Origin of the sequence: Vibrio atlanticus (genome assembly GCF_024347315.1) — a bacterium.
GTDB classification, from domain to species: Bacteria; Pseudomonadota; Gammaproteobacteria; order Enterobacterales; family Vibrionaceae; genus Vibrio; species Vibrio atlanticus.
Genome location: NZ_AP025461.1, coordinates 337,079 through 359,793 on the forward strand (window position 1 = coordinate 337,079; position 22,715 = coordinate 359,793).

Annotated in this window: 19 protein-coding genes and 2 pseudogenes; 11 read left to right on the top strand and 10 right to left on the bottom strand. The window is 43.3% G+C overall.

Translation table 11 applies throughout. From position 1 onward, the window contains the following. Positions 1 to 117 precede the first annotated feature (117 nt). The 5 genes and pseudogenes from OCV30_RS17215 to OCV30_RS17235 form a co-directional block, all read right to left on the bottom strand. Positions 118 to 201 (bottom strand): annotated as a pseudogene (locus tag OCV30_RS17215) (AraC family transcriptional regulator); the annotation flags it as partial. Next, on the bottom strand, positions 195 to 740 hold the full coding sequence (locus tag OCV30_RS17220; protein WP_065679153.1) for a mechanosensitive ion channel family protein: 546 nt from the start codon (positions 738 to 740) through the stop codon (positions 195 to 197). The gene OCV30_RS17220 and the pseudogene OCV30_RS17215, both read right to left, overlap by 7 nt. After that, complete coding sequence (locus OCV30_RS17225; RefSeq protein WP_065679154.1) at positions 740 to 1,675, bottom strand: CorA family divalent cation transporter; 936 nt, start codon at positions 1,673 to 1,675, stop codon at positions 740 to 742. The genes OCV30_RS17220 and OCV30_RS17225 overlap by 1 nt, the downstream gene beginning before the upstream one ends. Before the next feature lie 327 nt (positions 1,676 to 2,002). Then, positions 2,003 to 3,625 (bottom strand): phosphoethanolamine transferase, encoded by a 1,623-nt coding sequence (locus OCV30_RS17230; RefSeq protein WP_065679155.1) that lies wholly within the window; start codon positions 3,623 to 3,625, stop codon positions 2,003 to 2,005. A gap of 232 nt (positions 3,626 to 3,857) precedes the next feature. Continuing rightward, positions 3,858 to 4,442 carry a porin family protein gene (locus OCV30_RS17235; protein WP_065679156.1) on the bottom strand — a complete coding sequence of 195 codons (585 nt, stop codon included), beginning with the start codon at positions 4,440 to 4,442 and terminating at the stop codon, positions 3,858 to 3,860. Between the two features lie 192 nt (positions 4,443 to 4,634). Between OCV30_RS17235 and OCV30_RS17240 the strand changes: the two genes are divergently transcribed. Both OCV30_RS17240 and OCV30_RS17245 read left to right on the top strand, forming a co-directional pair. After that, positions 4,635 to 5,174 carry a hydrolase gene (locus OCV30_RS17240; RefSeq protein ID WP_065679157.1) on the top strand — a complete coding sequence of 180 codons (540 nt, stop codon included), beginning with the start codon at positions 4,635 to 4,637 and terminating at the stop codon, positions 5,172 to 5,174. Between the two features lie 54 nt (positions 5,175 to 5,228). Continuing rightward, the gene (locus OCV30_RS17245; RefSeq protein WP_065679158.1) at positions 5,229 to 5,771 is read left to right on the top strand and encodes an AAA family ATPase; all 543 of its coding nucleotides are present in this window, start codon (positions 5,229 to 5,231) and stop codon (positions 5,769 to 5,771) included. Positions 5,772 to 5,881: 110 nt separating this feature from the next. Here the strand turns inward: OCV30_RS17245 and OCV30_RS17250 are convergent. From OCV30_RS17250 to OCV30_RS17270, 5 genes and pseudogenes are all read right to left on the bottom strand, one after another. After that, positions 5,882 to 6,220: pseudogene (locus OCV30_RS17250) on the bottom strand (MurR/RpiR family transcriptional regulator); the annotation flags it as partial. Positions 6,221 to 6,529: 309 nt separating this feature from the next. Then, on the bottom strand, positions 6,530 to 6,826 hold the full coding sequence (locus OCV30_RS17255) for a Bor family protein (protein ID WP_017097222.1): 297 nt from the start codon (positions 6,824 to 6,826) through the stop codon (positions 6,530 to 6,532). Between the two features lie 123 nt (positions 6,827 to 6,949). Continuing rightward, the gene (locus tag OCV30_RS17260; RefSeq protein WP_065679159.1) at positions 6,950 to 8,269 is read right to left on the bottom strand and encodes a sensor histidine kinase; all 1,320 of its coding nucleotides are present in this window, start codon (positions 8,267 to 8,269) and stop codon (positions 6,950 to 6,952) included. A gap of 36 nt (positions 8,270 to 8,305) precedes the next feature. Continuing rightward, positions 8,306 to 9,010, bottom strand: coding sequence for a response regulator (locus OCV30_RS17265; protein ID WP_065679160.1), 705 nt, complete (start codon positions 9,008 to 9,010; stop codon positions 8,306 to 8,308). A 360-nt stretch (positions 9,011 to 9,370) separates the two neighbouring features. Beyond that, on the bottom strand, positions 9,371 to 11,566 hold the full coding sequence (locus OCV30_RS17270; protein WP_065679161.1) for an EAL domain-containing protein: 2,196 nt from the start codon (positions 11,564 to 11,566) through the stop codon (positions 9,371 to 9,373). Between the two features lie 278 nt (positions 11,567 to 11,844). Here OCV30_RS17270 and OCV30_RS17275 point away from each other — a divergent pair, with 278 nt between their 5' ends. The 9 genes from OCV30_RS17275 to OCV30_RS17315 all read left to right on the top strand — a co-directional run bounded on the left by OCV30_RS17275 (position 11,845) and on the right by OCV30_RS17315 (position 22,606). Further along, positions 11,845 to 12,957 (top strand): alpha/beta hydrolase, encoded by a 1,113-nt coding sequence (locus tag OCV30_RS17275; protein ID WP_065679162.1) that lies wholly within the window; start codon positions 11,845 to 11,847, stop codon positions 12,955 to 12,957. A gap of 424 nt (positions 12,958 to 13,381) precedes the next feature. Continuing rightward, the gene (gene betI / locus OCV30_RS17280) at positions 13,382 to 13,987 is read left to right on the top strand and encodes a transcriptional regulator BetI (RefSeq protein ID WP_065679163.1); all 606 of its coding nucleotides are present in this window, start codon (positions 13,382 to 13,384) and stop codon (positions 13,985 to 13,987) included. A gap of 113 nt (positions 13,988 to 14,100) precedes the next feature. Beyond that, the gene (betB, locus tag OCV30_RS17285) at positions 14,101 to 15,561 is read left to right on the top strand and encodes a betaine-aldehyde dehydrogenase (protein ID WP_065679164.1); all 1,461 of its coding nucleotides are present in this window, start codon (positions 14,101 to 14,103) and stop codon (positions 15,559 to 15,561) included. 72 nt (positions 15,562 to 15,633) lie between these two features. Beyond that, positions 15,634 to 17,361, top strand: coding sequence for a choline dehydrogenase (betA, locus tag OCV30_RS17290; RefSeq protein ID WP_065679165.1), 1,728 nt, complete (start codon positions 15,634 to 15,636; stop codon positions 17,359 to 17,361). Between the two features lie 157 nt (positions 17,362 to 17,518). Continuing rightward, positions 17,519 to 18,490 (top strand): choline ABC transporter substrate-binding protein, encoded by a 972-nt coding sequence (locus OCV30_RS17295; protein ID WP_065679166.1) that lies wholly within the window; start codon positions 17,519 to 17,521, stop codon positions 18,488 to 18,490. A 111-nt stretch (positions 18,491 to 18,601) separates the two neighbouring features. After that, on the top strand, positions 18,602 to 19,444 hold the full coding sequence (gene choW, locus OCV30_RS17300) for a choline ABC transporter permease subunit (RefSeq protein ID WP_009845976.1): 843 nt from the start codon (positions 18,602 to 18,604) through the stop codon (positions 19,442 to 19,444). A gap of 2 nt (positions 19,445 to 19,446) precedes the next feature. Further along, the gene (gene choV, locus OCV30_RS17305; RefSeq protein ID WP_065679167.1) at positions 19,447 to 20,661 is read left to right on the top strand and encodes a choline ABC transporter ATP-binding protein; all 1,215 of its coding nucleotides are present in this window, start codon (positions 19,447 to 19,449) and stop codon (positions 20,659 to 20,661) included. 362 nt (positions 20,662 to 21,023) lie between these two features. Further along, the gene (locus OCV30_RS17310; protein WP_009845974.1) at positions 21,024 to 21,506 is read left to right on the top strand and encodes a MarR family winged helix-turn-helix transcriptional regulator; all 483 of its coding nucleotides are present in this window, start codon (positions 21,024 to 21,026) and stop codon (positions 21,504 to 21,506) included. 443 nt (positions 21,507 to 21,949) lie between these two features. Then, complete coding sequence (locus OCV30_RS17315) at positions 21,950 to 22,606, top strand: Qnr family pentapeptide repeat protein (RefSeq protein ID WP_012600074.1); 657 nt, start codon at positions 21,950 to 21,952, stop codon at positions 22,604 to 22,606. Positions 22,607 to 22,715: the final 109 nt, after the last annotated feature.

Sequence of the window (22,715 nt, forward strand, 5' to 3'; positions counted from 1 at the left end):
TGATGCCCCCAGTATATTTAGTCGCAAATCTAAACTCAATAAAACTTGCGGCTAATGGGACACAAAAGACAGAGCCTTCGCTATAGAAAGAATGTGCGTTAATAGACAAAGAGTGGGTTACTCTGATCTCACTCCTCCATACACATCAATCGTTAACCCACCTTGTTTGGCATAGGTATTCGGTGTTAGGCCTGTTACCTTATTGAAGCTTCACTTTTTGCTTCAGGATCAACTAATACCTTTATCACGCCTTTTTGTAGGATCAGGTTATTAGGGTAGGTGATGATGTTGCCCGAACTGTGTCGAAGAATAACGTGGAACATGGTGATATCGATGATCACACCGCTGATGTCTTCGTCTTTCTCCGCGACCCTTACTCTGTCACCAATCCGATAAGGGAAGACGAAAAATATTAGTACGCTGGCTGTGAGGTTACTTAGAATCGACCATTGCGCGAATAAAGCGACACCCAGCACCGCAAATATGGATGATAAGAACAGCGAAATATCACCAAAACCCAAGTTAAGAACAATCGTAAACACAGCGATGAAGAGTAGAAACAGAACGATATTGAAACACTTAATCACGAACTGCTTTCGCTTCAATTCGACACGCTTATTTTCCGCTAATGTTTCTATCCAGTTCTTACCTAAGCGTTTGATCACCCAATACACAGTGATAAGAAGTAAACCTAAAACTACTTGTCTAAGCCACATATTGGATTGCAAAAACTCAACCATTAAATAAACCTCAATTTTTTCAAAATAACGACCTCTGCCGCTACGACCACGAGCAGCCCAATGCAAAATAGTGGAAATGCTATTGGGTTATCTGTTCCGGGTATCCCAGCGATATTGACACCCAGTAAACCGGTGAAAAAACCAGCAGGGAGGAAAATACCTGCAATGATAGAAAATAGGTACGTATTTCTATTCATTTTTTCAGCTTGTTGCTGATTTAGGCTCGCTAAAAATACATTAATTTGTTCGATGTAAAACTCAACAGATTCATTAATTCTCAGGATGGTATCAAGACTGTTCTTTATATGACTGTTGTGCTTGCTCAATGGTGCTGGTAGGTCACTCATTAAATCCTCAAAAACGTATTTCTGCGGCTTCAAATAACGTCTTAGTCTGAGTAGCCTTGAATGCAGAGCGTTAATGGATCTTATGTCGATTTTGGATGTAGATTCTAACTCATCAATCAATAGTTCGACGGGTGCTAGGAAGGTTGAAATACTATGGTTGATTCCACGGATCATGCCCAGTAATACATCAGGTAATGATGTCGGGCCTTGGTTTTGTTTTAGATCGGATATTAGATTACTGACCGCTTTTGAAGGAACTTTGCGTGTCGATATTAAAGTGCCTTTGTACCATAAGATGCGTAGGCTAAGCATGTCGTCAGGGTTAGCACCTTCGTTTAGATTAATGCCTCGCAGAATCATCAAAAAACAGTCGTGGGCAAACTGTTCGAACCGAGGGCGGGTGTCATCGGTGAGTAATGAATCGATGATGGCATTTGGAACCGTATTACTGTAGAGCCATTCTCTCAAACCGTCAGCATCTCTTTGGCAGTGATACCAAGTTGATTGCTCGAATGGGGCTGGGCTGGTGGTGTGTTCATGTGCCACACCCTCTGAAAATTGCCAGCTTGAAATTATGAAAGCGTCCATTCATTTGTCCTTAATGATATGACGTAAACATTGATATTGTGGCGCCATTCAGGTGCCGTATTGAACTGAGCTTAATCTTGGTAAGTTCAATGAGCGATGTGAGTGAGATAAAGTCTAATAAGACAGGTTGGTCTTTGGAGCACGACGGACTCTTCCATTATTGTCTCTATTAAATGTAGCTCATTGTTTCGTCGTTATAAATTAGCACTCTGGCTCCATGTTAGCGACGAAAAAAAGAAAAGACCGAGGTCTTTTCTTTTTAGGGGAAGTTGAGGAGAGCTTGTTCAGGCAACTCGAGTTTTCCGATGGTTTACATAAGTAAAAGCACTAGCGACACGCAGCAAAAATGTCTTGGTTCTCTCTATATTCTTTTGTTTGTACATCCATCAGGCCGAGTAAAGAGTCGAACAGGTTATCTTGGGAGAAGCTCTGTTCTTTGCCTGCCTTTCTTAAGCAGGTCTGGTTTATCCCTTTCTGCTCGGCGAAACCATCAGACATCCACATTATCATAGGCACATGGGTTTGCTCTTTCGGTGCCAATGAATAAGGCATGCCGTGTAAGTAGACGCCATTTTCTCCCAATGATTCTCCGTGATCGGAAATGTACATCAGCGCGACATTGTACTTATCGGTGAGTTTCTCTAGCTTCTGAATAGCCTGTGATAGAAAGAAATCTGTGTACAAGATGGTGTTGTCGTAGGTGTTGACCACTTGCTCTTTGGTGCAGTTTTCGATATCAGAACGTGGGCAGTCTGGCACAAACTTCTTATGTTCGTCTGGGTATCGCTCAAAGTAAGTTGGGCCGTGAGATCCTGAGATATGATAGAAAATGATGCTATCTTGTTTAAGCTCTTGAGTATCTTGTTCGAAGTTCTCTAGCATGGCTGTGTCATAGCACACATCGTTATTACACAGCGGGTCGCTGTCTTTGGCGACGAGAGTCATCTCTTTGATTCGATGTGCGACCGCCTTGTCTCCACCATCGTGCTCTCGCCAGATAGAGTGAATGCCCGCGCGGTTCATAATGTCGACCACGTTATCTTGGTTGTAGGCTTTGTCGCGATCGTAGTTGCTGCGGTTCATGTTAGAAAACATACACGGCACAGAAACCGCAGTGGCGGTTCCGCATGACTGAACATCAGAGAAAAAGATCGGATTATAGGGTTTGGTATGAGCATTGGTTTCTTTCTCATAGCCATAATATTGGTAGTTATATACACGTGCTGTTTCACCAAGAACAAACACCAATAAGGTTGGTTTTTCAGCTTGTTTAGCTTCTGGTTTTAGCTGCGCATCTAAGCCGATTTCTTGGTAAGGAATCGGTTCTTTGATGTAAGTATTGTTGATGTATTTTGCGGTTGAAGCGACGTATTCGGTCGGAATGATCATCTTTTTAAGATGAGAGTTATTACGACCAATCGACACATAATCTTTGTAAAACAGTCCAGCAATAATCGCTATGACAATCAGCGAAGAGAGCAATCCAATCGCCTTCCAAATAGCAAAATCTTTCCACGATTCTTTTTCAAGATCCGTAAATAAAAGCAGCAGTGACGGGACTCCTCCCATCAGAACAAACCATAAAATAGAATAGCTGCTTAGGTAGCTAGCAGCCTCTCCGCTGTTGGTTTCGAAGACGTTTTCTATCATTCCATAGTCTACAAAAATGCCGTAGTTGAACATGCTGTAGCTGACTAAAGAGGAAGTAAGTAGTAACAAGATAAAAAAAGCTTTGGCGAATATCGGCCAGTTGAATACTTGAAAGATAAAGTTGAATGCGGCGAGAAAGAAAAATGGGATCGAGATGATAAACCCAATGCTTTCGGCTTGTGAGGCACTAAGAATATTGAACAGTTCGCGTGAGATAGGCAAGTTAATGACAAGCAGGTAATACACTGCCAAAACGAAAGGGAGTTTGTTTATCGACATGTTTAAGCGTGGTAGATTCATAGGTCTTGTCTTCCTGTGTCACTTATCCCTTTATTTTAGTCTCGCTACCAAGAAAGCTCTAATATCAATGCATAAAGCTCAAATAGAAGGCGCTGAGCGATAAACTGGCTAAAGTGAAATGACGCTAAGGTGTGTAGATACAAAAAATTCACTTTACTGAGTGACCTTCATGACAAGGTGGAACAGCAAAGTGAATTAGTATGTTCAGCTTATTCTATGTGGTTCAATCACATTAGAAGTTGTATGAACCACCGAAGCTAATGCTGTTGAAGGCAAGTGTGTGGTCACCAGCTGATATTTGAGAGTTACCAAATTGGACTGTGTCGTCTACGCTCACTGCATCCGCTTGCGAGATCAAGCGTAGCGTTAGGTGTTCGATTGGCGTGTATTCAACACCTACACCAAAGTGGAAGCCTGTACCACTGTCATCAGCGTAACCAGCACTATTATTTGCGTTTAGGTCAACAGAGCTTAAACCAGCCAAAACGAATGGGCGGATTGTGTTGTCGAATGTGTAACCTAGGTTTGCTGATACAGATACAGATGTCGGTGATAGTTTGGTAGCACCCTGCTTGTAGTCTGCGTAATCTGTGTAGCCAAGTTCAACACCAACGATACGGTTGAATTGGTAGCCGCCGTATAGGTTGTAGCCCATGCCATCTGAATCTAAGCTACCGTGACCGTCTGTGTCAGAATCTTGGTAGACACTAAGTCCGCCACCAATGTACGCACCGCCGTCAGTACCTGCTGCTAAAGCTGGAAGAGAAACTGCGCTGATTAAACCCAGTGCTAATGCTGATTTCGTTATCTTGTTCATCTTTGTTACTCACTCTTAAATGTCATGCCAGTATCAATCATTTTTATTTTGCGACCTTTCGACCGTTGGTGAGTATTATTCCGTAGTCTTGTATATATTACTGTATGGCTTTGTAAGCTGAATCGTTACATAGTAGAAAAAATACACATCAGGTTGCTTAGTGAGTCAGGCTGTTTAAAACAAGGAATAAACATGCTAACGAAACAAAACACAGGTTTGGTGGTTGTGGACGTACAAGGCAAGCTCGCACGTCTTGTTAATGAGAGCGATACACTGATCTCTAACTGTGGAAAGTTGATTGAGGGTGCGCAGATTTTAGGTCTTCCTATTGTTAGCTTGGAACAAAACCCAGAGAAGCTAGGTGCTACGGTCGACGAACTTAATGACTTATTGAGTGATGCTAAGCCGATACCGAAATTTACTTTCAACGCGTGTGATGAACCCAAGTTTGTTGAGGCGGTGCAAGCCAAGGACGTGGATACTTGGTTAGTGTGTGGTATTGAGGCTCACATTTGTGTTTATCAAACCACAATGGGGTTGTTGGAACTTGGGTACAAGGTTCAGGTAGTTGGTGACTGTATTAGCTCACGAACGGCACTCAACAAAGATCTGGCAATCAGTCGACTAATGGATGCTGGTATCCAAATCACAGGATTAGAAATGAGCTTATACGAGCTTGTGAAAGATTGCCGCGCACCAGAATTCAAGTCCATTTTATCCTTGATTCGTTAACTTGGGTTTCGTTAAGGTTCGATTCGTTAACTCCCCCCCTTTGAAGAGGTCTATTTGAATAATCTAATCGTATTTACCGGCGGGCCGGGATCTGGCAAAACCTCAGTCATCGATACTCTGCAAAGTCGAGGTTATCGCTGCGCACCAGAGGTTGGGCGTAAAGTGATTCAACACCAAGTCGAGCGAAAAGGGAGTGCTTTGCCATGGTTAGATAAAGCGGCTTTTCGTGACGAAATGGTACGAGAAGAGCTCGCTAATTATCAAGCGTTTGAATCGAGTGAACAGCGCGTTTTCTTTGATAGAAGCATCGTAGATTCATACGGTTACAGCTTGTTGGAAGCTTTGCCGATTTCTGAATCTCTGTTGAATCAATGCAATGAACTTGAGTACAACACTAAGGTATTTATTTTCCCTCCATGGGATTCGATTTTCATCAATGATGAAGAACGTAAGCAAGATTTCGAGGAAGCGATCGCCACTTATGAAAAGATGGTGACAGCCTATAACCAATTCGGTTATCAGTTGGTGGAAGTGCCCAAGTTATCTGTTGAGGAAAGAGTCGAGTTTATCTTAACTTCAATTAACTCAGGTGAGTGATTTCCAGAAAAACCACAACTAAAAAAGCCCCGCAGTATCGACTCGATTGAGTGAATACTGCGGGGCTTTTTATTCAAATCGACTAGTTGATGACTTAGTCGTCTTAAAGATTAATCACCGAGAGGCTGTCTATCGCCTCCGCCTCGGTAGGAATCAAGCGCAACCTTCAAGCGACGCAGTTTGTCGCGAGAACGGTTCTTATGATTGACAGCAATCCCCATAGAAAGCACATCCACTAACGCCAACATAGCGTAGCGAGAAGCCGACGGCTTGTAGATGAAGTCGGTTTCCATATGCTTGATGGGTAACAAGATATCGGCAATTTTTGCTAGCGGTGTATCTTGTGGGGTAATTGCAATGATCTTAAGTCCGTACTGCTTAGCCAGCTCTGCCGTTTCTGTGATCACTGGTGTAAAGCCAGTCGCAGAGATCATCACCATCACGTCATTGGTATATCCAGCACGTCATTATTCAGCATACGACTGATCGTAATGATCGCGAGTGTTTGCTACTGGGTGGCATCGACGGAGTTTCTAGGTGAGTCTTGGATGAGGCTTTGAGTGGGGTGAGAAATTGCATGTTTGAATTTTAGGGGGGAATAAACGGGGAGGTGTTAGCACCGGTCCCCGTATTTACATTCAATATGACGGTATTCAATGCTCATCCTGAGCATCAGTGAAAGTATTGAACGTCATGCAGAAGCTTCCAAGACCAAACTTTTGGTGTCGTCAGTTGGTTCGTGGACAAATAACGACGAGTTAAGCTTTGCAGTAAACGCGTGCTTCTCGTGGTGTATAAATACCAAAAGTTACGGCTGCTAGTAAACCATTCACGAATGTCTCTTGAACTTCAACTTTAGCAACGTTGTCGATACCGTTACATACTTTAGCTGCATCAATTTGCTTTTTCTGCGCTAGACCGTTAATGAAAAAGTGGTGTGACTTTTCAGTTGTTGGTGCTGTTGCTTCGCTCTCTTGAGGGGCCATTACGAAAGTTTGTTGAGCGCAACCTGTTGCTACTAGCGATAGTGCCGCGATGATCATTAATTTTTTCATGTGTTTCTCCAGAGATAAAATTCAGCTCACGTTAGTAAGGGTGAACGAGTGTTGTTTGTTTTGAAGGGGGATATCTAGCCTCCTTCGGTTGATGTTGAACATTATTCCAGAGATGATTGGTCGTTACTGTATGGGTTTGTCAGTCGAATCGTTACACAGTGGAAAGGCTATAGTGAATACGGCGCCCTTTAAAGTATTGCTTTGTGCGACTTGTACTGTTGCACCGTGTTGAACACAGATCTTCTTGACGATAGAAAGCCCTAGACCATGGCCACTCTTGGCTTTGTTACGCGCTTTATCTCCAACATAAAAAGGTTCGAATAGGCGAGAACGGTGCTCTTTTGCTACGCCGTCACCGTCGTCATGCACGGCGATTTGTAACATATCGTGGTGCACGCTTGCTTCTATCGAAATTTGTGAGCGTGCGAATTTCATCGCGTTACGTACTAGGTTATCTAACGCGCGATTGAGCAGCGTATCATCTGCTAATATCAAATGAGGTTGTTCTGGTAGTGATAGCTCAATACTAAACTCAGTCTCTTTGTTCCAACGGCTCATTGCATGATCGAGAAAGTCTCTTATCTCTAATGGCTGTTGCAAGTTCTCTAGATCACAACTGTCGAGTTTTGCGTAATATAGTAACTCATCGACCATTTTTTCCATCTCTTCTGTGTCTTCAACAATGCTCTCGATAGTATCTTGCTGCCCCTCGTTGAGTGGCGTGTCTTTGAGCATTTCAGCCTGCCATTGAATTCTAAATATTGGAGTTCGCAGTTCATGAGCTACCGCATTGGTAAGTGAACGATTACTCTCGATTAAGCTATGGATTCGGTCGGCCATCAGATTAAAGGATTTGTTGAGTGAACCAATCGCAATGCCGCTTGAAGTCTCGGCTCGTGAGGAGAGATCCCCTTCAGCAAAACGCAGAGTGGCAGATTCAAGCTTTTTAACTCGGCGGAAGATGATTAACAGGTGGCATAAGCCGTACAAGATAAAGCTTGCTAAAAAGAACAACCAAATGAGGTCATCTTCCAATTCTATCTTTTGCCTAATGAACGCTTCACTGTTGGGTAGATAATGATAGGTATTGTCGCTGCTTGCTAAGCGAAACCAAAGGTCACGTTCATCATCGTGAAAGATAAAGGTATTTGGGTTGGTAGAGAAGAACTCTGAAACTGGGCTTGGTATTTCATCTTTTGGGTTGAACGTCACCAGTTTATTGCGAGTGGTTTCGACAAACTGGTTCATTGCTTGTTGAGCCGCTTCAAGACCTTGATTCTTAGCGATGTTCTCTATCAGTTGCTGGTGGGCTGTCGCTTCGTAATCTTGTAATACATATTCGTAGTCGGTATTGAGCTGATAGACACAAATTTCGTAGGCGAGAAGACCAACAATAAAGCAAGTTAACAGCCCTAGTAGGGACTCCAAATAGATACGTCGCATAATCGCTCTCTTTTATTGCGCCCGTACTGAGCGCGGTTAATGCCAGGCGGTCGAAACAAATAAGTAGCCTTTCCCGCGAATGGTCTGAATTTTTTCTGCTGGTGTTTTGTCATCACCAAGTATCTTACGTAAACGCACCACTTTGTTGTCAATCGTTCGGTCGATCCCGTCGTACTCGATCCCACGCAGCGTTTGAGTTAAATAATCACGTGACAGTGGAGTATCAGGGTTGGATGCTAACAGCCAAAGTAGATCAAATTCACTGTCTGTCAGTGATAAAACCACATCTGAAAGCTCGCACTTTTTATAGGTGTTTTTCAGAATAAGTTGACCAAACTGAAGGCTACTTGAATCATCAACCAGAGGTGTATTGGTTTCTTGACGGCGTAATAGCGAGCGGACCCTTGCCAGCAGAACTCTTGGTTTGATTGGCTTGGTGACATAGTCATCAGCCCCTGTCTCTAAACCTGCAACGTGATCAAAATCATCATCGCTGGCGGTGAGCATTAAAATTTTACCCTTAAAGAGCGTACGAGTCTGTCGGCAAATTGTCAGTCCATCGGTTACAGGAAGCATTAAATCCAACAACACAATATCAGGTTGTTCCGCGAGGATGGTCTGTGCGGCATCACTGCCATCGTCCAATACGGTGACATCAAAATCTTGCGCGACAAAGTAGTCTTGCAGCATTTTCTGAAGTTTCAAATCGTCTTCCACGATGATCATTTTAGGTTTTGTCATTCCGTTATCAGCCTTATTGTGCGTTTAATTTATTGAGATTACGTGAGCTCGTTTAATTTTGGCAGCTCCTACTGTTGCATATTCATCACAAATGCGTCACGAAGAAATTTCTGACGTGAATGATTAAACACTTTCCATGCTAGTTCAATGCCGATTTGTAATTTTTGCTTGCGTTTTTCAGTAGGTTAGAGGTGGTGTTTTAGTCTGTTGGTGAAGAAGGCCGGAAATGAGAGCTCTAATGTCGAGTTTTTAGTTTAATAACAGAAGAGCCAGCCATGAAGCATCTTTTTAAAAAGGTTTCATGGCTGGTTGGAACTTAATTGGATTTTAAGTCAAAAATTAAGGCCTACGGTTTGAAATCTAAGCATGCGTATTTCTGTGTTCCGAGTTATGATTTTTGGCAAACAGAACAAAATCGTCTAGTGGCATTGGTTTTGCGAAATAGAAGCCTTGTACTTCGTGACACCCTGCGCGGCCTAAAAATTCAAGTTGTTCTTTTTCTTCAATGCCTTCAGCAAGTACATTGAGTGAGAGTTCGGTTGCTAACTTACAAATCATGCTCAAGATAGCTTGGTCATCGGTGTTGTTAAGTAAGTCCTTTACAAACTCTCGATCTATTTTCAGTCGATCGATAGGGAGTAGCTTCAAATAGCTAAGAGATGAATAACCAGTACCGAAATCATCTAACGCTATTTCAATGTTTAACTTCTTTAAGTCATTCAATACAGCCACGACCTTCGACACATCACCCAACATGGCACTTTCTGTTACTTCTAATTCCAGTAAACTCGGAGAAAGGCCAGTTTTTTCTAAGGTTAGTTGCGTCAGATCTAAAATGTTCTGTTCCGAAAACTGAATGCTCGAAATATTAACGGCAACCTTTACACCAGCAAGCGCTTTATGATTCTGCCACTGTTGGCAATCAGTGGTAGCTTGTTCGAAAATATGAGCCCCCATTGGAATGATTAAATGGGATTGCTCTGCCAGTTCTATAAAAAGGTCAGGCCTTACGAGGTCTCCATTTGGCTTTTTCCAACGCATGAGCGCTTCGGCACCAATGATACGATTGGTCTTTAAGCAAAATTGAGGTTGGTAATAAGGAATAAATTCTCTGTTTTCAATCGCATTGTTTATCTCTTTGATTAACGTTATACGTCGCAACGCAGCATTTGACAGTTCAGGTTGATGCTTAACCGTAATGTCATCGCCTTTTTCCTTGGATACATATAGAGCGATGTTCGCTTGAATGAGCATTTCAGAACTGCTTTGTGCGCCATTTGAACTGCAGGTTGCACCAAGGTTAGCCACTAGTTTTATCTTGTTCTCATCAATGATAATTTCATTTGAAACCACATCAATCAACATAGCAAAAAAAGCATCCGAACCTTGATCGCCATTGTGTTCTTTCGCAGGCACTGCGATACAGAACTTATTTTCATCCAATCGAGCTAAATTAAAATCAACCATGGTTGTGCATGCGGATAAGCGGTTGGCTAGGTGAAGCAAGATTGTGTCCCCGGCTTTATAGCCGAGTGTATTGTTGATATCTCTAAAACGTTTAATATCAATGATTAACACGGTGATGCGTTCATTTTTTTCTTTGTGTTTATTGAGCAACTCATCAAGCGATCGCAAAAACCCAAGACGGTTCGGCAACTTAGTGAGCGAATCATAGTAAGCCAGTGTTTCGATTTCTTTTGTTAATGCTCTGCGTTGCTGCTCTTTATCATAAAGGCTAGAAAAAGCACTTTGTAGTTCCGTTATCTCGTAATATTTTGCTGGTGGTAAAGACGCACTTTCTTCTTTGCCTTGTGCCAATAAACTAAGAGAGCGAGTGATGTTTTTTAACGGAGTCGATACTCGACGAGCGATGGCAAAGTTAATAAACATCACCGTCATAAAGCTGATTATGCTAATAGACATCAAAGATTGATTGATCATCTTTCCATATGTTAGCCATTCATCTACAACTGTATTTACCTCGAGAATCCCTCGTACATCGTTGAGTTCCCAATCGTGTTTAGGCGAGTCGGGGTGGCTATTGTGGCAGTTTACACAAGTTTGGTCATTGAGGCGGTCTGCCCGAGCGACGCGTACTCGGGTTCTGTCTTGCTCTTGTACAAACTCGACGTAGAACTCATCTGGTTTCTTGTTAATCGCGACCCACGCCCGTTGTTGAAATTCGTCAAAAAGCCTACCTTGACGGTTTTTAAAAGGATAAGGGCTGGTAAACGAGGTCGTGATGGTGAGATCTTTATCAGATTTATCAAGCATTTCGATTAAGAAGGTAGCAGGAACCGGAATAGTGTTCTCTAAGGATTGGTGCTGGGCTGTTGCCACGAGTTCTTTACTATCAACAACTTTCTGTACGACATTTGATGAGTAATAGTTACGAATACTATGAAATGTAGTCACGTAGTTCTTTGCATTTTCAACCGACACTTTTTGGACGAAATCTTCAAGGATAACGGTCGATATTAAAGAGAATAGTAAAATACAAGCAAGTGCTATTCCTATGATTGGATAAATAATGGTCCAAGATAGTGAACGCTTCATTGTCTACCTTTATTGATATTTTTAATTGCCTGACACTACTGAAGTGGCTTTCCATGTGGCTTGTTGATGATTTGTTAGCATTATATATAATTTTAGAGTTGCTGAATGTAAGCTCGTGTAACTGGTCTTATGAGTTGGTTTGCACTCTGGAGTGAGTGTTTTTAGCAAGGAAGGGGGGCGAGGATGTAGATGAAATACATTCCATTACATAGTTACGACAGATAATTTGATGGTTAACCAATAGAATTTCTCCAATCAAAATTTTGGGGAATAACGGTATGAAGTACTATCGAAATACGTGGCTAGCGTTACCTTTGGCTCTCTTGGCTGGCTGTAATTCAAGTTCAAACACGGGACAATCAACCACCATTTCGCAAAAGGAACCGAAGGCTGACTACGTATTTTCTTCAGCTAAACTTGGTGAATTGTATAAAGAGAGGCAAGAGCTCCAAGAAGAGGCTATGAAGCTCTCTTACGATGGTATTTTGTATGAAAAAATTCAGTTTGCTGAAGACATTAGTGATAAGCAAAAAGTGATTAGGCTTTTGGATGGCTTAGGCCAAAGTGTTGATCTGTACTTTCCTGAAGCTGGGTTTGATAGTTGTGGTATTTATACAGAGAGCAAGGGCTTGGATCTATTTGATTGTGATGCAGCACAACGCTTTACTTCAAATGATACAACGTCAATAAAAGCAATGACGAAGGATAAAAAAGTCTCCGTTAAGCTTGAATACCAAAACGAGTTGTCGCAATACGTAACGAGCCTAGGTTCGACGATTCTAAGTAAATCCAAAAATGGTAATAAAGTCACCATTACCACATCGTTTGCCTTCAACGCTTTTTACCGCGATGTGCTTAACGAGACTGGCGCTGTTGAACGCATTACTTCCACTCTAGGCGCATCAACCTATTCTCAGCTTTTTGATATCGTGAAGTTATACCGAGGCAGTGAGATGACGTTGAAGTTCACCAACCATATTGGCGGTAGTGCTGATGACGAAATCAACATGTACACCGGGCGTATGATCAATAACAACAAGATGACGACGGTTGTGACTCCAACGGGTTCGGTTTTTTCGGGTGGTACGGATCTATTTGCTGCTGGCAACCCACGCATATTGCAACGCGCTGATACTACCAAGGTCATTGAACTGAATAAACAGGTGGGTGTGCATAGTTGGGCTGAAGGGGATAAAACGGCCAAAACGGCCAAAGAATTCCCATACACCGACGTGGGTCATCGTAGACAAGCGACCTATTTTCAAAAGGTGATGGGAGATAAAGGGATCGATTTCTATATCTTCACTTTAGATTCTGCACCTGCTGCTGGTGAGCACTGGATGACCAAAGCAGACTCAGATAAGTACGGTTTCATTACAAGTATTGAGTAGTCAAAGAAAGTAGCAATAACGACTTCGTAAAGGTTGGTGATGGCTCTGTCATTATCGGCCTTTTTTGTTCATGTCTTGATTCGTTACTTTGTTGAGTGCAGATTTCCTAGTCTTAAATTTCAGTATTAAGACTCATTGATACCACCTTTCAACTTCCCCCAAAAAAGTGTCTACACGTATTCCTACTGATTTATGTTTTGCTCTTCCTAAGCAAAACTTTTGACCCGTAACCATCACACCTCAAATCTTTAATGATTTTATTTAGTGGTCTAAATGATATTTAATGCATTGTTTTAAAATGACTTATTTGATTTTGAATGGCGTATTGTTACGAGTTTGTTTTAAATAATCATTTGAACCCTAATTAAATTTCTGTCATTTTATATTTAACTGAACGTTCAATGAAAAATAAAAGGACTAAGAAATGCCCAAGGTAGGGATGCCTGATATACGCAAACCACAGCTCGTCCAAGCTACGATGACCGTGATTGATCTAGTGGGTTTACATGCCGCGAGTATTGCGTTGATCAGCAAAGAAGCGGGAGTCTCCACTGGTATTATTAATCATTATTTTGGTGGAAAGCATGGGCTGCTCGAAGAGACCATGCGAGAAATACTGCGCCAACTTTCGAATACCGTAACAACAGAATTAAAAGCGCTCCCTGCTGATGCTCACCAGCAAAGGATTAACGCTATCATCAACGGTAATTTCGAAGGCTATCAAGCGGAAAATAAAGTGTCGAAAACATGGCTCGCATTCTGGTCTTATTCGATGCATGACGCTCAACTCAAGCGCCTTCAGCGCGTGAATGAAAAGCGTTTGATTTCTCACTTACTTATTGAATTAAAATCGATTTTTCAACCTGATCAAGCGGAATTGATCGCACACGGCATCGCATCATTAATTGATGGCATCTGGCTGAGAGGGACGCTCAATCCTGAAGGCATTAACGCCGACAAAGCTCGTGCAATCATCAATGACTACTTAGACAAGCAGCTTACGTTTTACTCGTGTCAGCGCGATCAATGAGTCATCAAAAATTCTAGTGAGTGAGCTCAAAAGGCTCGCTCTCAACAACGATATGCATTCACAAATACATAGACCGATAGAGTCTAACAACAATAATTAAGTCAGAAGATCAAATGGAAATGAACTCGTTATACATCGATGGTAAAGCGGTTGACGCTACCTCAGGCGAAACTTTCGTCAGCATTAACCCTGCAAACGGCGAACCTATCGCAACGCTTGGCCAAGCTTCTTCAGCTGACGTTGAAAATGCGATTGAATCGGCGAAGCGCGGATTTGCGGTATGGTCAGCAATGACAGCCGTAGAACGCAGCCGCATTCTTTTAAAGGCGGTAGAGATACTTAGAGCTCGAAATAATGACCTTGCGAACCTTGAGGTTGTCGACACGGGCAAGCCGTTACAAGAAGCGATCGAAGTCGATGTGGCTTCTGGCGCCGACGTTATTGAGTATTTCGCAGGGCTAGCACCTACGCTGCAAGGTGATCAACAACCTCTTAGTGACACTCAATTTTTCTACACACGCCGCGAACCGCTAGGTATTTGTGCGGGCATTGGCGCGTGGAATTACCCTATCCAAATCGCAATGTGGAAATCGGCTCCAGCACTTGCTGCGGGTAACGCGATGATCTTCAAGCCTTCGGAAGAAACGCCGCTAACGGCAATTAAACTTGCTGAGATTTTCACAGAAGCTGGCCTTCCTGATGGCGTATTCAACGTAGTTCAAGGTGACTACCGAGTGGGTCAAATGCTAACGGCTCACCCTGACATCGCTAAAGTGTCTTTCACAGGAGAAACCGGTACGGGCAAAGCGGTAATGTCAGACAGTGCTAAAACACTCAAGTCTGTAACGATGGAGCTCGGCGGTAAATCACCAATGATCATCTTTGATGATGCGAAATTGGACGATGCGGTGTCGGCTTCAATGGTCGCTAATTTCTACACCCAAGGCGAAGTGTGTACTAACGGTACTCGTGTTTATGTACACGAAAACATCTACGACGCCTTTATCGACCAACTTAAAACACGTACTGAGAAGCTGATCATTGGTAACCCAATGGACATGGAGACTCAGATCGGCGCGTTGATTTCTAAAGAACACCTTTCAAAAGTCCTTGAAGCAATTGAGCTGGCTAAACAGTCTGGCGCTACCTTGCTGACTGGTGGTTATCAAGTGACGGACAACGGCTTAGCAAACGGCAACTTTGTTATTCCTACGGTATTCACCGATTGCCATGACGACATGCCTCACGTTCAGCAAGAAATTTTCGGCCCTGTTATGTCGGTGTTGAAGTTCACTGATGAAGACGATGTGATTCGTCGCGCTAATGACACCAAATATGGTCTTGCGGCTGGTGTGTTCACGCAAAACCTTTCTCGTGCTCACCGTGTTATTCATCAAATGCAGGCGGGTATTTGTTGGGTTAATACATGGGGTGACTCACCTGCAGAAATGCCTGTTGGTGGCTACAAACTTTCAGGGGTTGGCCGCGAAAACGGGCCAGAAACTCTACTCCACTATACGCAGACTAAGAGCATTCTTATTGAACTTGGCGACTACGCCAGCCCTTATGCCTAACGCGTAACACTCAATTTTATGGGTTAGCTTAACAGAACTAACCCTACTGACTCATCTCAGGGAAATCAAAACATGGAACAACGCTACGATTATATTATCGTCGGCGCGGGTTCGGCCGGCTGTGTGTTAGCGGATAGGCTAACGGAAAGCGGTGAACATAGCGTTTTATTATTGGAAGCGGGTGGTACGGATAAGAGTATTTTTATCCAAATGCCTACTGCGCTTTCTTACCCGATGAATACTGAAAAGTACGCTTGGCAATTCGAAACTCAACAAGAACCGGGCCTTGATGGACGTGAACTGCATTGCCCACGTGGCAAGGTGTTGGGTGGCAGCTCATCGATCAATGGCATGGTTTACGTTCGTGGTCACGCTTGTGATTTTGACCAATGGGAAGAAGAGGGCGCAGCCGGTTGGAATTACCAAGCTTGCTTGCCTTACTTCCGCCGTGCTGAATCATGGAATAAAGGTGGTGACGAATATCGTGGCGACAGTGGCCCCGTCGGCACTTGTAACGGTAACGATATGGCGCTTAACCCCCTTTACCAAGCATTCATTGATGCAGGTAAAGACGCAGGTTACCCAGAAACACAAGATTACAACGGCTACCAGCAAGAAGGCTTCGGCACCATGCACATGACGGTAGACAAGGGTGTTAGAGCCTCAACCTCTAACGCTTATCTACGTCGTGCATTGAAGCGTTCAAACCTTACCTTGAAAAAAGGCATCGTGGCACGTCGTTTCTTACTTGAAGCACTCGTCGCAAAAGACCAGTCATCAGAAGGTCAATCAGGCTTGAAAGCGGTTGGTGTCGAGTTTGAAAAGTCAGGCAATACCCAAGTGGCTGTAGCGAACAAAGAAGTGATCTCTTCTGCGGGATCTATTGGCTCGGTTCAACTGCTGCAACTTTCTGGTATCGGCCCGAAAGCGGTACTTGAGAAGGCGGGTGTTGAGCTTAAACACGAACTCAGTGGCGTCGGTGAAAACCTACAAGACCACTTGGAAGTGTACTTCCAATATCACTGTAACGAACCCATCACGCTCAACAGCAAGCTTGGTTTAGTAAACAAAGGCATGATTGGCGCAGAATGGATTCTGACTCGCAAAGGTTTGGGGGCCACTAATCACTTTGAATCGTGCGCGTTCATTCGTTCTCGCAAAGGCTTGAAGTGGCCAAATATTCAATACCACTTCCTACCAGCAGCGATGCGTTACGACGGACAAGCGGCCTTTGATGGACACGGCTTCCAAGTTCACGTTGGGCCTAATAAACCAGAAAGTCGCGGTACGGTAGCGATCACTTCTGCTGACCCGCATGCCAAGCCAGAGATCATTTTCAACTACATCTCGACTGAACAAGACCGCCAAGATTGGCGCGATTGTATTCGTCTGACGCGTGAGATTTTGTCGCAACCGGCGATGGATGTTTACCGTGGTGAAGAGATTCAGCCAGGTTTGAGCGTAACTTCTGATGAAGCGATAGACGAATGGGTTAAGCAGAACGTTGAAAGTGCTTATCACCCTTCTTGTGGCTGCAAAATGGGCGCTGATGATGACCCAATGGCGGTACTTGATGAAGAGTGTCGTGTTCGCGGTATTGATAATCTGCGCGTGGTCGACTCCTCTGTTTTTCCTGTTATTCCAAACGGTAATTTGAACGCACCGACCATTATGGTTGCTGAGCGTGCCTCGGATCTGATTCTGGGCAAGCCCGTTTTAAAAGAGCAAAACGTTCCGGTATGGATAGCACCGGAATGGGAAGAAACCCAAAGAATCAATAAGCCAGTAAGAGAAGCGTAAGCGTCTGTTATTGGCTAAAAAATAGCAAAAGCAGCAAAGAATTAGAACAACAAGTAACAAGCAAAAAATAACAAAACTAATTAGTTAAAAGTCAGAAGAACTGCTCTCTATCGGTGTTGATATCGAGCAGCAAAAGGAAAGATCAAAAGGAACCATTATGACGACTCTAAATATTCAGAACGTGGCGACAAAAACGTTAACAACACTCGCTATCAGCTCATTTGCATTTGCGGCGAACGCTTCTGTTGAGCCACAGCAATGTGAAAACGTGCGCTTTGCTGATGTCGGTTGGACAGACATCACCGCAACAACGGCAGTCACTTCTGAGCTACTGAAAGGCCTTGGCTACAAAACCAAAACAGACCTGCTTTCAGTACCCGTAACTTACTCTTCTATGGCCAATGGCGACATTGATGTATTCCTAGGTAACTGGATGCCAACCATGGAAGGCGATATTGCTAAATATCGTGAAGCGGGCACCGTTGAAACCGTTCGTGCCAACCTTGAAGGTGCGAAATACACGCTCGCTGTACCTAAGTATGTATACGACGCAGGTGTGAAAAGTTTCGCAGACCTAGCAACACATGCCGACAAATTTAAAGACCGCATTTACGGCATTGAACCTGGGAACGATGGTAACCGCCTAATCCAGTCGATGATCGACTCTGACGCATTTGGTCTAAAAGATTTCAGCTTAGTTGAATCAAGTGAAGCGGGCATGGTATCGCAAGTATCTCGCGCTGCTCGTCGTAGCCAGTGGATTGTTTACCTTGGTTGGGCTCCGCACCCAATGAACAGCAATGTTGAGATGGAATATCTATCAGGTGGTGACGACTTCTTCGGCCCTAACTACGGCGGCGCGAATGTTTACACCAACGTTCGTTCAAACTACCTGTCTGAGTGTGCAAACGTCGGTCAACTTCTACAAAACCTAGAATTCACTCTTGAGATGGAAAACCAGTTGATGGAAGAGATTCTTAACCAAAAAGTGAAGCCAGAGAAAGCGGCTCAACAATGGTTGAACAATAACCCTCAACAAGTTGAAGCTTGGTTGGACAACGTAAAAACGCATAAAGGTGAATCAGCGACTCGAGCGGTTACTGAATACCTAAAACAAGTTAAAGCTTAGTTTTACCTACCTACCTATCGATCTATTTATCAAAGCTCTATAAATAAAAAGGTGGGCTGACCAATTTATCGATTGGTTTGAAGTAGCCCACCCATAATAAAAGGCAATATTGTGAATTTTATTACGGAAAACAAAATCCCTGTTGGTCAATGGATGGAAGCAGGTGTTGATTGGCTAACAATCAATGCAGCAGGATTCTTTGACGCTATTTCGATTTTTCTAGAAACCGTCATTATGTTTTTAGTCGATGTATTTAAGTGGATGCCACCGGCTTTACCAATCGTGATGACCGCGGCGATTGCATGGTATTTACACCGTAAACCCTCGCTTGTGATTTTCGTGGTTGCAGCTTTGCTGACTATTTTAAACCTTGGCTACTGGCAAGAAATGCTGGAAACCTTTGTCCTCGTGTTTGCAGCGACAACGATTTCCGTATTAATTGGCGTTCCAGTTGGCATTATGGCCGCGCATCGCCCTTGGTTGTATACGGTGCTTAGACCCATTCTTGATTTAATGCAGACGGTTCCAACGTTTGTGTATCTGATTCCGACTTTGGTTTTATTCGGCTTGGGCATCGTTCCTGGCTTAATCTCGACCATTATATTCGCCATTGCCGCGCCAATTCGTTTGACCTATTTAGGCGTCACCAAAGTGCCTGAAGAGTTGATTGAAGCGGGTAAAGCGTTTGGTGCGAGCCGCATGAAACTGCTGATGAAGGTCGAATTACCAGCTGCTTTACCAAGCATTATGGCGGGTGTCACCCAATGTATTATGTTGTCGCTTTCGATGGTGGTTATCGCCGCTCTTGTCGGTGCTGACGGACTTGGTAAACCTGTTGTTCGCGCATTGAACACAGTGAACATCTCACAAGGTTTTGAAGCCGGGCTGGCGATTGTATTAGTCGCTATCATTCTTGATCGCTTGTGCAAAACACCCAATCAGAAGGAGGCTTAATCATGTCTAGCTCTCAGGAAAAAAAGACAATGGACGCGATTACCATTAAAAACCTTGATGTTGTTTTTGGTGATAAGTCGAAGCAAGCGCTCGAGCTACTCGACCAAGGTAAAACTCGCCAAGAGATCATTGATGAAACCGGCCAAGTGGTTGGCGTAGATAATGTGTCGCTGACCGTTGAAGAAGGCGAGATTTGTGTATTGATGGGTTTGTCTGGTTCTGGTAAATCATCTTTGCTTCGCGCAGTTAACGGCTTGAATGAGATCAGCCGTGGCTCATTGGCGATCAAAGATGGAGACAAGCTGGTTGATTTAGGTGAACAGTGCGACGAAGCGACCTTGCGTCACCTTCGTACTCACCGCGTTTCTATGGTGTTCCAAAAGTTTGCCCTAATGCCTTGGTTAAACGTGTCAGATAACGTCGCGTTTGGCCTTGAAATGCAAGGTGTCGCCAAAGATGTTCGTCGTGCTAAAGCGCGTGAACAACTTGAAATGGTGGGTTTGGCAGAGTGGGAAACCAAGTATCCGCATGAGCTTTCTGGCGGTATGCAGCAACGTGTTGGCCTAGCGCGTGCTTTTGCGATGGATACCGATATTCTTCTTATGGATGAACCGTTTTCAGCGCTTGATCCGCTGATTCGTGCGCAGTTGCAAGATGAGCTAATTCTATTGCAAAACAAGCTTAACAAAACGATTCTGTTCGTGAGTCATGATTTAGACGAAGCGCTGAAGATTGGTAATAACATTGCGATCATGGAGTCAGGCAAGTTGATTCAACATGGCAAACCTGAAGAGATCGTACTCACACCAAAAACGGAATACGTGAAAGATTTTGTCGCACACACTAACCCGTTGAACGTATTGAAAGGTCGCTCGTTGATGCAGCCACTGGATTCTTTGAAACAAGAAGATGAAAGTTGGAAGATCTGTGACTCTAAAGACTTATGGATTGAGCAGAGTGAAGGTACTTTGTCTGTAAAAGGTGAATCGACTTTAGCGCTTGTTGAGTGGAACGAATCCGACGATTTAACGGCAATCAGCGCGTTGAGTGTTGTAGTGGCAAGTCCAGAGATTGGAATGCGCGATGCGATTAAGCTTAAGCAGATCAGTAACCACCCAATTCTGTTGGTTGAAAACAATCAATTGGTCGGTATTTTGGATAACAGTGAATTTTATAATGCGCTTACTGGTAACTTTCAGATGAATACCGCTGCGTAAAATTTCGTTTTTAAGCTTAGCTATTGAGGCTGGTTTTTTATTGGGTGGAGAGGGTTAAATCTCTCTACCTCTATGATTATTAAAATATATTATTCTTTGAGTTTGTATTCTCTGACTCATTATTTTTGTCTTCATTGAAGCTTTGATTCCCCCTTCATTAGGCAAAAGTGCCGTACCACGCAAGTTTAGTGGTATAGAAAAGATTGAGAATAGTATTAACATCAGTACAATGCGGAAAAATCAATGAAGTAAATTATCAATTTACAGTGTAATTCGAGCGATCCTAAGCTGTTCAGTTTGGAAATCTCATCGCCACGGCACTGTAAAGTCACTCACAGTATATTAGTACAAAGGTCTGCATCTTGGATAAACATGACGAAATCTTGGTCGCTATTCGCCAAATTATTCGCGCTATCGATTTACACTCGAAAAAGCTGAGTAAAGAGTATGGTTTGACGGGCCCTCAATTGATTTTAATGCGCGCAATCCAAGAGATGGGTAATGTGACGATCAAAGAATTGTCTAATCAAACTAATGTGAGTCAAGCGACGACAACGACGATCATCGATCGCTTGGAATTGAATGGCTACGTACAACGTGTTCGCAGCTCGTCAGATCGCCGCAAAGTACACGCAAATCTGACTGAAAAAGGTCAAGAGCTACTTAACAATGCGCCACCACCGCTACAAGATAACTTTGTTAAAAAATTCCAAAATTTAGAAGCATGGGAACAAAGCCTACTGCTTTCTTCGATGCAACGTGTGTCTGCAATGATGAACGCCGAAGACATCGACGCAGCCCCAGTTCTACAGCTTGAAGGCATTGCAAACGTAGTCAAGAGCTAACGTAGTTTTAAATTGTCTAGCTAAGAAAAAGTTTAAAGAGTTATAAAATGGTCGCATCAAGCGGCCATTTTTTGATCTTGGCCTCCCAATTTGTCTGACTTTACTAATAAAAATCATCTTTTAGTTTTAGCCTATCGACATAAGCTAAGGTTTTCGAAAGACTAAGTATCAAGCGAAGGTATCTATATAGGCTATGGCATCAAGTTTATGCTGACATATGATGATCTTCTCGTTGTGTCTAATCTCCCCCCACTTCTAAGCGACAAAACTTTTTTCAAGATAAGCGCATGCCATAAAACGAAAATAACAACCTTAAATGGCTCGTTTGGTGCCTTAAAATAGCCAAATTAGGGTGTTTTAAGTTGCTGTTTTTGTTGGTTTTTAATTTGATGTTTTCTTAAGATCACAATGGTAGTCTTAGCTTGATTTCTTTAGGGGGTTAAATGGACACCAATAACAGCACTTATCATCAGCACAGTTTTGCTCAGCAAGATCTATCAGAGCTTACATTTACGGCCTGTACGTTTATCCGTTGTGATTTCAGACGTTCGAACTTACGTGATGCAACGTTTATTAACTGTAAGTTTATTGAACAAGGCGACATTGAGGGATGCCACTTTGATATTGCCGATTTACGAGACGCAAGTTTCCAGAATTGCCAGTTGGCGATGGCGAACTTTAGTAATGCGAATTGCTATGGGATTGAGCTGCGTGAATGCGATTTAAAAGGAGCGAATTTTACTCGTGCTAACTTTGCCAATCAAGTAAGCAATAGGATGTACTTTTGCTCTGCGTATATTACGGGCTGTAACCTGTCATACGCCAACTTGGAGCAGGCCTGCTTGGAAAAGTGTGAGTTGTTTGAAAACCGCTGGATAGGGACTTACCTTGGCGGTGCGTCACTGAAAGAGTCTGATCTCAGCCGAGGCGTGTTCTCCGAAGATGTATGGGGGCAATTCAGTATGCAAGGGGCTAACTTGTGTCATGCGGAATTAGAAGGGTTAGACCCTCGCAAAGTGGATACGACAGGGATTAAGATTGTTGCTTGGCAACAAGAGCAGTTGCTTGAAACCATGGGTATTGTTGTGATGCCTGATTGATTTTCCAATTCTGCATATCACGCTGTAAAACTCGGTTGTCGTATCACTCGGTGTAATCAACCACAGCAGTTAGAAGAAAAGCTCAAAGCTAATAACTTTGGGCTTTCCG

Bases quoted from the DNA above. Each gene is read 5' to 3' on its own strand.
- OCV30_RS17220 (WP_065679153.1), bottom strand. From the start codon at position 740: ATGGTTGAGTTTTTGCAATCCAATATGTGGCTTAGACAAGTAGTTTTA.
- OCV30_RS17225 (WP_065679154.1), bottom strand. From the start codon at position 1,675: ATGGACGCTTTCATAATTTCAAGCTGGCAATTTTCAGAGGGTGTGGCA.
- OCV30_RS17230 (WP_065679155.1), bottom strand. From the start codon at position 3,625: ATGAATCTACCACGCTTAAACATGTCGATAAACAAACTCCCTTTCGTT.
- OCV30_RS17235 (WP_065679156.1), bottom strand. From the start codon at position 4,442: ATGAACAAGATAACGAAATCAGCATTAGCACTGGGTTTAATCAGCGCA.
- OCV30_RS17240 (WP_065679157.1), top strand. From the start codon at position 4,635: ATGCTAACGAAACAAAACACAGGTTTGGTGGTTGTGGACGTACAAGGC.
- OCV30_RS17255 (WP_017097222.1), bottom strand. From the start codon at position 6,826: ATGAAAAAATTAATGATCATCGCGGCACTATCGCTAGTAGCAACAGGT.
- OCV30_RS17260 (WP_065679159.1), bottom strand. From the start codon at position 8,269: ATGCGACGTATCTATTTGGAGTCCCTACTAGGGCTGTTAACTTGCTTT.
- OCV30_RS17265 (WP_065679160.1), bottom strand. From the start codon at position 9,010: ATGACAAAACCTAAAATGATCATCGTGGAAGACGATTTGAAACTTCAG.
- OCV30_RS17270 (WP_065679161.1), bottom strand. From the start codon at position 11,566: ATGAAGCGTTCACTATCTTGGACCATTATTTATCCAATCATAGGAATA.
- OCV30_RS17275 (WP_065679162.1), top strand. From the start codon at position 11,845: ATGAAGTACTATCGAAATACGTGGCTAGCGTTACCTTTGGCTCTCTTG.
- betI (WP_065679163.1), top strand. From the start codon at position 13,382: ATGCCCAAGGTAGGGATGCCTGATATACGCAAACCACAGCTCGTCCAA.
- betB (WP_065679164.1), top strand. From the start codon at position 14,101: ATGGAAATGAACTCGTTATACATCGATGGTAAAGCGGTTGACGCTACC.
- betA (WP_065679165.1), top strand. From the start codon at position 15,634: ATGGAACAACGCTACGATTATATTATCGTCGGCGCGGGTTCGGCCGGC.
- OCV30_RS17295 (WP_065679166.1), top strand. From the start codon at position 17,519: ATGACGACTCTAAATATTCAGAACGTGGCGACAAAAACGTTAACAACA.
- choV (WP_065679167.1), top strand. From the start codon at position 19,447: ATGTCTAGCTCTCAGGAAAAAAAGACAATGGACGCGATTACCATTAAA.
- OCV30_RS17315 (WP_012600074.1), top strand. From the start codon at position 21,950: ATGGACACCAATAACAGCACTTATCATCAGCACAGTTTTGCTCAGCAA.